The following is a 3548-nucleotide window of genomic DNA, read 5'->3' on the forward strand; positions in this document are numbered from 1 at the left end:
CTCTGAATATGGTAAAAATCCATATCAAGACCTCCTAGGTCCCATAGAAGGTGATCTCCCAGTCAATCTGGAGGATGTCATTGGCCCCGATATTCACCTCCGGGGTAATCTGGGCATAGGCCAGGCAGACTCCTGCCGCCGAGGCGTTCATCAGGGCGGCCTCATTGATCCCCGTCGCCTCCAGGCTCCCCGAGGGAAAGGTGGCCCTGTAGCAGGCCTTGTCATCGGTGGACTCTCCAAAGACTCCCTTTGTCTTGGGGTACTCGGCGTCCATCCCCTGACGGTTCCCCACGGGAGTGTTGCACCCGGAATTACTCTTGGTAGTCAGCCCGGTCCATCCGGTTCCCACCTCGATAAAACCGTTGGCACTGTTCACGGGGGTCATCCCGCCGCCGACGGCCAGGTTGGCCAAAAGGGCATCTCCCTGAGCAGTCACCACATTGTGGTAAATCTGATCCCTGGGTTTTCCGGGTCTTCCTAAAAGACGCCGGAAAAATCCGGGGCGGCGTAATCTGACAAAGCCGTCCGGGCCTATGACCCGGACTCTGACCTGTCCCATGACCTTTATCCTCTCAAACATGTTCTCCTCCCTAGCGATTATTCAGCCAGATCCCCCCGGCCAGTCCACTCATCCCGATGCTGGCTCCTCCCAGAATCCAGCAGCGCCTCTTCAGTTGGCGGATCTCCTTTTCCAGATCCCTGACTGTCGTCCTCTCCCGTTCTGCCAGGTCCCGGTAGTAGGCCGTCTTTCCGGCTTCATCGGCGGCCACTTCCCGGGCGGTCTCCCGGCTGGTCAATTCAATCTCCTCCAGGGCTATGGTCATCAGGGCTTCCACTATCTCGACCACCTCTTCGTGACTGAAGGTAGGCTCGGCACCGATCCAGATAGCGATTTCCTCCCTGTTTGGCATCTCGGGGTACAGAGGGATAACGCTCATCAAAATCAGTATCAGAGAGAGACAGGATCTCCTCCCTGCTCTCCCTTTTGATCTGAGTAATCCTTTCAAACTCATTCTGCTGCGACTGGTAGTCATCTGCACTCGTTTCCTCCTCCCTTTTATCCTCATTTCCGCTCTGCCGTCCCCACAGGAACCCTCCCAGGAGGGCACCCAGGAGACCCAACACCAGAAAGCCGATCCGCACGGCCCAACCTTTGATTTTTATGAAAAGCTTCATACTGTTCCTCCTTCCTCAAGCCCCAGGGGCCGGCGGCTGAGGATGCTTCCGGCCACCTTGAGCCCCACAATCCCGAAGAGGACCATCATCAAAACAGCCAGCCAGACCCATTGACCAATGAACCCCTTCTTGAGGAGCCAGGTGGCCAGGTAGAGGCAGGATGGTTTGAAGCCGATCATCTTGGAGGGCAGGGCAATCATCCTTTTCAGGAGAACCGTAAAGTGCAGGCGAAAGCTCATCTCCCAGAGATTCTTGTCACAAAGTTTGAGTTCTTTATCCATTCTTGCTTCTTCTCCTCATTACCGACATCGTTCACGACCGTGGGGCCTCTTAAAACACTCATTCCTCTAGAAGGGTCACTCTGGTCTCAAGGCCCCGGCTCTTCTGAAAATTCATCTCCAGTTCCTCCACCCGGCAGAGGGTGGAAGAACCCTCATCCTCAAGGGAGCAGAGGGCTCCCGCCCTCATGTAAAAGAGTCCCACCTCACTCCGCCCCCGGTAACGCCTGCGCCGCTTGATTCCCTGGCTGAGGGCCCGGAGCACCCAGTCCTCCCAGTGAGGCCGGTCCTCGCCGTCTGCCCCTGTGACCAGGGCATCCGAGAAAAATCGGCTCCTCCCGGAAAGGATACGGAGTCCCCTGAGGGCAATCTCCGCCTCATCACTGCGGAAACAAGCCGTTCCGGCTCTCATCACAATGGGCTGGCCCAGAATACTCAGATTGATCAGTCTTCCGGCCTGGCTGCAGCTGAGGTTGAGATAGGCTCTCTGGCTCTCCGTGGTATAGCTGCTGAGGGTCAGACCATCGGTCCCGCCGCCATCGGCTTCAAACTGGAGCCCCTCCAGGACTTCCTCCTGGCTCTGGATCTGGTCGGCCCAGAGAACGGGTAAGCTCTTGTAGTTCTCCCGCACCTCAAAGAGGGCTTCATAGGGAACCAGGGGGTCCTGAATCGGTCTGTCCCCCTCCGGGAGGAAGGGATAGGAGGGGCTGAAGCTGTCATCAAACTCCACCGGGAGCTCGTCATAGCGCCAGAGGATCTGAGGGTTCAGGCGTTCGGGGCGGTTCCACTTCAGCCGTACCGAGTTGGTATAGACATCTCCTGCTTCTTCCTCTGTCATCTCATAGAAGAGATCCTCCCGGAGGGGGCTCATCTCTTCCAGGAGTCCGTCCCTCTGATAGACCGAGGAGGAAAAGAGAATCTTATGATCCAGCCCTCCCTCCACCAGGGCAGAGCAGGAAGTGGCCAGGGAGCAGAGCTCCTCCCAGGGGCTGGCCGAAATATGGGCATACACCAGGGGGAGTTCCACGGTCGAGCAGTCCAGCTCCTCAGAGCCGAGTCCCCCCCGGGCGGCGATCAGATGAACAAGGCTCCCCTGTGGATGCTCCTTGTCACTCATGACGCAGTCAATGATGATCTGTTTCTCCTCCCAGTTTTTAAGGCCTCCCACTCTCTTCATCCGCGCCGGTGCATCCTCCAGGGTGGCTGTGATCCGGGTGATGCCCCCTGTGCGGGACCTTCTGAATCCCTTGTCATCCACAGTCAGGGTGAATCGGTGGAGGAAGCGGCCGCAATTTCCCGATGAAATGAGGATTCTGACCTGCCGGTCCTGTCCGGATAAGCCGGAGAGAAACTCTTCTTCATCCAGAAAACTGACACTCCCGGTGACGCAGTAGCCCCCGAGGAAGTCTTTGTAGCTGTGGAAATTCCCCTCCTGGAGGGCCTCTTCGGGGAGAGTGATCATCTCCCCCGCATCATCCTGAATCTCCAGAATCAGGATGACTCTGTTTGTCCTCTCCAGGAGGCTCTCTTCCAGGGCCGGGTCCATCTCATAAAAGGCCATTAGATCTTTATCCCCCTTCCCTCAAGATGGGTGAACACCCGAATTTTGAGGGGCCCTGTCAGGGTGTAGCGAAACTCCCGGCCCCAGATCCCCTTGTTGTCGGGGTAGCTGAGCTCTCCCCGGTAGGAGGCTTGGTCGATGGTCACTTCGAGGCGCACCCTCTGGTTTTCTTCATAAGAGTCCCGGCTGGTGAGGATGATCCGGGAGGAGAGGGTTTGGCGCATCATGGAGTAGTCCGAGGACTCCTGATCCTTGCGGCGGATCATAAGCTCATGCTTTTTCATCTGAGAGGAGAATTCCCCGGTCACAGAAACGGCGGCCAGATCGGGGATCAGAAAATCATCTACCCGGACCTCATCTCCTTCCAGGCGGAGGAAAGCTTCCGCGGCCATTGCGGGCGTTCCCTCTTTCCCAAAGGCAAAGTCTCCCAGCCGGGAGCCCAGAACCTCCAGCTTGAGAAGTACAGCCTCCCTCCGGCGGGCACTGAGGCAGAATCCGCTGAGAGTGAGATCTTCCAGGAGGGAGAGATCCCT

Annotated in this window: 6 protein-coding genes; all 6 read right to left on the minus strand. The window is 57.4% G+C overall.

What is annotated here, in order from left to right; all coding sequences use genetic code 11:
* Positions 1-34 precede the first annotated feature (34 nt).
* On the minus strand, positions 35-580 hold the full coding sequence (locus PF479_RS19640) for a hypothetical protein (RefSeq protein ID WP_298010477.1): 546 nt from the start codon (positions 578-580) through the stop codon (positions 35-37).
* Between the two features lie 10 nt (positions 581-590).
* Positions 591-824, minus strand: coding sequence for a hypothetical protein (locus tag PF479_RS19645; RefSeq protein ID WP_298010480.1), 234 nt, complete (start codon positions 822-824; stop codon positions 591-593).
* Positions 799-1176, minus strand: a complete 378-nt coding sequence (locus PF479_RS19650) for a hypothetical protein (protein ID WP_298010483.1) — start codon at positions 1174-1176, stop codon at positions 799-801. Before PF479_RS19650 ends, PF479_RS19645 begins: the two co-directional genes overlap by 26 nt.
* Positions 1173-1457, minus strand: coding sequence for a hypothetical protein (locus tag PF479_RS19655; protein WP_298010486.1), 285 nt, complete (start codon positions 1455-1457; stop codon positions 1173-1175). The genes PF479_RS19650 and PF479_RS19655 overlap by 4 nt, the downstream gene beginning before the upstream one ends.
* 58 nt (positions 1458-1515) lie before the next feature.
* Positions 1516-3015: a hypothetical protein gene (locus PF479_RS19660; protein ID WP_298010491.1), complete on the minus strand. Its 1500-nt coding sequence runs from the start codon at positions 3013-3015 to the stop codon at positions 1516-1518.
* The coding region (locus PF479_RS19665; protein WP_298010493.1) for a hypothetical protein at positions 3015-3548 on the minus strand (534 nt) is incomplete at its 5' end. The genes PF479_RS19660 and PF479_RS19665, both read right to left, overlap by 1 nt.

Source organism: Oceanispirochaeta sp., assembly GCF_027859075.1.
In the GTDB taxonomy this organism is placed as follows: domain Bacteria; phylum Spirochaetota; class Spirochaetia; order DSM-2461; family DSM-2461; genus Oceanispirochaeta.